Annotated in this window: 6 protein-coding genes and 2 pseudogenes; 3 read left to right on the forward strand and 5 right to left on the reverse strand. The window is 40.0% G+C overall.

What is annotated here, in order from left to right; genetic code table 11:
- Positions 1-108: 108 nt before the first annotated feature.
- On the reverse strand, positions 109-504 hold the full coding sequence (locus F6K37_RS32440) for a Crp/Fnr family transcriptional regulator (RefSeq protein ID WP_202799298.1): 396 nt from the start codon (positions 502-504) through the stop codon (positions 109-111).
- Positions 505-699: 195 nt separating this feature from the next.
- Here F6K37_RS32440 and F6K37_RS32445 point away from each other — a divergent pair.
- From F6K37_RS32445 to F6K37_RS32455, 3 genes and pseudogenes are all read left to right on the forward strand, one after another.
- Positions 700-1,020: pseudogene (locus F6K37_RS32445) on the forward strand (IS630 transposase-related protein); the annotation flags it as partial.
- Between the two features lie 145 nt (positions 1,021-1,165).
- Positions 1,166-1,294, forward strand: a complete 129-nt coding sequence (locus F6K37_RS32450; RefSeq protein WP_267872134.1) for a hypothetical protein — start codon at positions 1,166-1,168, stop codon at positions 1,292-1,294.
- Positions 1,273-1,796: pseudogene (locus F6K37_RS32455) on the forward strand (IS630 family transposase); the annotation flags it as partial. The gene F6K37_RS32450 and the pseudogene F6K37_RS32455, both read left to right, overlap by 22 nt.
- A gap of 284 nt (positions 1,797-2,080) precedes the next feature.
- On the opposite strand, the gene F6K37_RS32460 reads toward F6K37_RS32455, so the two are convergent.
- The 4 genes from F6K37_RS32460 to F6K37_RS32475 are packed head-to-tail and all read right to left on the reverse strand — an operon-like array spanning position 2,081 to position 4,521.
- Positions 2,081-3,514, reverse strand: coding sequence for an adenylate/guanylate cyclase domain-containing protein (locus tag F6K37_RS32460; RefSeq protein ID WP_008191899.1), 1,434 nt, complete (start codon positions 3,512-3,514; stop codon positions 2,081-2,083).
- A gap of 26 nt (positions 3,515-3,540) precedes the next feature.
- Positions 3,541-4,008, reverse strand: coding sequence for a GAF domain-containing protein (locus tag F6K37_RS32465; RefSeq protein ID WP_287254750.1), 468 nt, complete (start codon positions 4,006-4,008; stop codon positions 3,541-3,543).
- Positions 4,009-4,053: 45 nt separating this feature from the next.
- Positions 4,054-4,353 carry a hypothetical protein gene (locus F6K37_RS32470; protein WP_287254751.1) on the reverse strand — a complete coding sequence of 100 codons (300 nt, stop codon included), beginning with the start codon at positions 4,351-4,353 and terminating at the stop codon, positions 4,054-4,056.
- Positions 4,354-4,386: 33 nt separating this feature from the next.
- Positions 4,387-4,521, reverse strand: coding sequence for a hypothetical protein (locus F6K37_RS32475; RefSeq protein WP_287254753.1), 135 nt, complete (start codon positions 4,519-4,521; stop codon positions 4,387-4,389).
- Positions 4,522-4,686 lie beyond the last annotated feature (165 nt).

Here is a 4,686-nt window from a genome sequence, read left to right on the forward strand (position 1 = left end):
TTCAGCAGCAATTTCTTTGAAGGGTTGGTCTAAGCTGAGAACCGTTTGATTACGGAACTGAGCTAAGTAGTGTAGATATTGAAGTACCCGGTCGTGAGCAGTCCGAATTTATCGCCACTCTAAACGGACTCTGAGGGAGTGAATGTGTCTAACCAAAATGGTCATGAAATTCTCGGCCAAGTCAGGATAAAGGCAAAGGCTTGACAAAAGAAGTTGCTTGGGATAAAAAATTACTCGTGAAGCTACCTTAGCAATTGCTGTGTAAGGATAGACCGTTGAAAAAAGAGCACTTTCAGCTAAGCTCTCACCAGCTCTAACAACCTGAAGTGTAACCATTTTCCCTGATTGAGTGTAGTGAACAAGTTTGAATCGCCCTGTTTCCACTACAAAAAAAGACGATGCGGAATTTACCTGGTAAAATAGCTTCTGTTCAGCAACCAGATTCTGGAAGATGACACCCTGACTTAGAGCAGGGGGAAGGCTCTCAGGTTTCAATAGATTCATCAATAAGGCTTCTAGTACGGCACGACATGTGAATAGTTTAAGCAATCATTTTTGGCGATGTCTGTTGGAAAAGATCGGAAAAAATCAGAACTTGAACACAGAAAATGTCCCAGGCAGCAACTATAGTTGTTTCAATTAAGGATAAGACGGTAATGAGGTAAAATAAAAAGGGTATATTTTCAATAACTGACAGCAATGCCATACAGTCTAGATTTCAGAAAAAAAGTAATAAACTATATAGAAAAAGGTGGAAAGATTACAGAGGCAGCGAAAGTATTTGGGATAGGAAGAGCGACAATATACAAGTGGTTAAATCGTTCAGAACTAAAGGCGACTAAGGTAGAACGTCGTCAAAGAAAGCTAGATTGGAAAGCCTTAGAACAAGATGTCAAATAAAATCCAGATGCTAAATTAATAGAGAGAGCCAAAAAATTTGGAGTGCGCCCGAGTGCAATATTCTACGCACTCAAAAAAATGAAAATAACTCGTAAAAAAAAAGAACTTCGTTATCGGGAAAGCGATGCAGCGCGGTCTTGGGGGTTTCCCCCGGAGACGAAACCTGATTACGTTGAGCCTTTATGGTTGGTAGGTTATGCAAAAAAGGGTTAAAACTTGAGGCGCGACCCCGTAATTTAATTCGCCATAGGAAAGCGCGCCTCCATTGATTAAGGCGAGCCTGTCTTACGGTAACTATCGCCAAAGGCGACGCTTGGCCGTAGGCCACGCCAAAGGCGAACGCGAACAAACCATGAGCGACTGCATCAAGACAGAGATAGAAAAGAAAGAATAAAGTATTTAAGAGCATTAAGAGAATTAATAAAAATATCTGGAATCAAAAGCCTTGTATTCATTGATGAATCAGGGTTTGACAAAATACATTCATGCCTTTATGGATGGTCAAAAAAAGGGAAGAAACTGTATGGTGAACAAACAGAAAAACGAATAAAAATAGAAAATTTAGTAGCAGGAAGAAGGAAGAAATCAAAAGATTTAATAGCCCCTTGTTTAGTGGTAGTCTGAATGCAGAAGTATTTGAAGGATGGTTAAGCCAATATTTATTACCCTCATTAACAATTCCTTCAGTATTAATTATGGATAATGCACCAATTCCTAGAAAAAGTGCAATTAGAGAATTAGTAGAGTCAGCCGGTCATCAAGTATTATTTTTGCCGAAATACTCTCCAGATTTCAATGATATAGAGCATGATTTTAGTGCTTTAAAGAGAGCCAGAATGTATACTTCTATAGACACTTCTCTGGATGAAGTGATTCGTGAATATTGTGCTTCTTAGTGTCTCCTCCTTATTTAAAATAACTATAGGAGCAGGAATATCGGGGGTGCATCTCATATTTGTAAAAAAGAAGGGGAAGTGTGGGAAGTGTGGGAAATGTGGGAAATGTGGGAAGTGTGGGGCGGGAAGTGTGGAAATTTTCGCGCGAATTTTTGCCTAATTGCATCGCTACCAAAAATCCCTATATAATTGATTAATTATTGCCTCTTGCCTCTTGCCTCTTGCCTCTTGACTTTCTCTAAGTGACTATGTTCACAACTCAAATAAAAATGCTATATTAGATATCAGTTAATCAGCTCAAATACATCTACTGTTTGCAGTTTTCCCTTGATTGAAACTTGACCCAATTCCCGATAGGTATACTGGTGCTTGGTCGCTTCATAGACACTACCACTGACGAGGATCTGACCCCCGTTGGCCATAGCTTGTAATCTGGCAGCGATATTGACTTCATCACCAATGGCTGTATAGTCCATATGCTGGGGAGAACCAATGTTTCCGACCACAACTTCTCCTGAACTAATCCCAATACCGGTTAGAAAATTCTCCCGGATCCAGGGGGTAGGCATAGTCTTAAGTTGATGTTGCATAGCAATAGCAGCTGCGATCGCTTGTCCCTGATTATCCTCTAGCTTAGAGGGGGCACCAAACATAGCCACAATCATATCGCCCACAAATTTATTTACTGTTCCCTCGTGGCTGAAGATAACATCCACCATGCAGGTAAAATATTCGTTCAGGTATTCAACAATTTTATGGGCTTCTAATTCTTCACACCGAGTTGTGAAATTCCGAATATCAGAGAACAATATAGTAATAGGCTTTTTGGCTGGAGTCAGAGAGATATTGCCCTTGGCATCAATAATAGCTTGGACAAGTTGGGAAGGAATATAGCGTTCCAGTCGGCTTTTAATCCGCTCCTCCTGTAGTTTATTTCTATGGAGCAAGGCATTTTCAATAGCTCCTGCTGCTTGAGCTCCAAGAATCGTTAAAAATTTCAAGTCTTGAGCTGTATAATTAACTGGTTTCTCACTACAAAAGTTAATCAATCCCAGCAGACCCTTTTGGGTTTTTAGAGGAGCACAAACCAGAGAGTTGATGGACTTCACACTAGCAATAAACCTGGGATCATCTTGAACCTGATTCACAATATCAGCCTTACCAATTCCTAGCCCATTCTTTGTATTACTATTGCTCAGCTGAAAAAATTCTGTTGGATTATACTGTTTGCCAAAGGCGGAGATTATATCTAGTTGCTCAGTTTCGGAATTAATTAACAAGACTGAACCACAATCTCCTGGAATCAGTCTTCTCGCTTCATCCAGGAACAGCTGAGCAATAGCGGACAGCTCTAAACAGGATGGAATCCGTTCCGAAACTCTATAGAGTAAATTAATTTCTCGGTATTGATCTAAGATAGCACTGCCTAGATCTTTTTTTTCTAATTCTTGATTAGCTAAATAATTCAGGAGTTCTTTAATTGCGATCGCTTTCTGATCCCCTTTGACCCAGCCAATCACCTGACCTCTTGCTTCAACGGGATATTTATTGGCTAAGTTACAACGTCCCAATATCGGAATTTTCCTAGGATTGTCCAACAGCAGCTTTCCGTGGATATCCTCAATCTGGACAGCGGTGTCTATGGCGTCAATCAGTTGACTTATGACCCCTAGCGCTTTTGGCTTAGAAATAATTTTTTTGAGACTGATAGATGCCATACTTTGTGCTACTATTGTAAGTTGGCTTAAAAGTATCGATTCAAAGTACTCCTCACCCGTTCCTCTCGAAGCATATTCTCATAGAGGATAGCATTAGATATGGCTGATGTGGCTTGAGATGCTAAAGCACTGATTAATTTCAAATCCCTGGCTGTATAGTCTACAGGTTTTTCACTACTGAGCTGAATGACACCAATTACCTGATCTTTGGTCTTGAGTGGAACACACATTAGGGAACTGATCGGATAATCAGATGGCACAAACCTGGGATCCGATGAGACATCGTTAACGATTTCTCCTACACCAGTCATAATCACACTGCCAACAATACCTGCTATCGATTGCTTGTGGGGTCTATCCCCCATTTCTGGCTCAAAGCTAGCCAGTACTTCCAGTTGGGATTTATCTTGGTCTAGCAAAAAGACAAATCCCCGATTCACTTGAATTAATTCCCTAGTTTGATTAATCACAATTTGAGCAACATCTTGAGGCATTAAATTGGCAGTTAATTTCCCCGATAGATTGTAGATTAAGTTTATTTATCGATAGTTCTCTAAGGTTTCTATAGCAATTGATCGGCGTTCTAGTTCTCGATTCGCTAAATAATTGAGTAGAGCGGCAATAGGACGAGCATTCTCTCCTCCCCTAACCCACCCTAAAGTAGTTCCTTTCAGGTCTATCTTGTATTTACCAGATGAATCATCAGGCTCATCTCCGAATAACAGTTGCTCATCAATGTCTTGAATACTAATATCTCCTCCCAGGGAATTTATCAGGTTATTGAGCAGTGACGAGATGTCTTTTTGGGCAATTATTTTTTTCAGTTTAATAGCGGCCATGTAGTTTAGTAAAGCGGTTTTAAATTAGGTGAGTTACATTTTTTTAGGGAGCAGGGAGCAGGGAGCAGGGAGCAGGGAGCAGGGAGCAGGGAGCAGGGAGCAGGGAGCAGTGAAGTCATAAAAGGGAATAGGCAAAAGGTAATAGTGGTAAAATAATTTGGACATCATTAGACTATCAAAAAATATATTATTAATCTAATAATATAAAAAATATAGTGGCTAATTTATGTTCAAAACGCACCTTGTTAACCAACGCTTGTTCTTTGGCAATCCCTGAATTAACCAGAATCATATCAGGTTTGAATGAAATCGCTTTAGAAAGACAATCTTGAC

It is taken from the genome of Moorena sp. SIO4E2 (assembly GCF_010671945.1).
Lineage (GTDB): Bacteria > Cyanobacteriota > Cyanobacteriia > Cyanobacteriales > Coleofasciculaceae > Moorena > Moorena producens.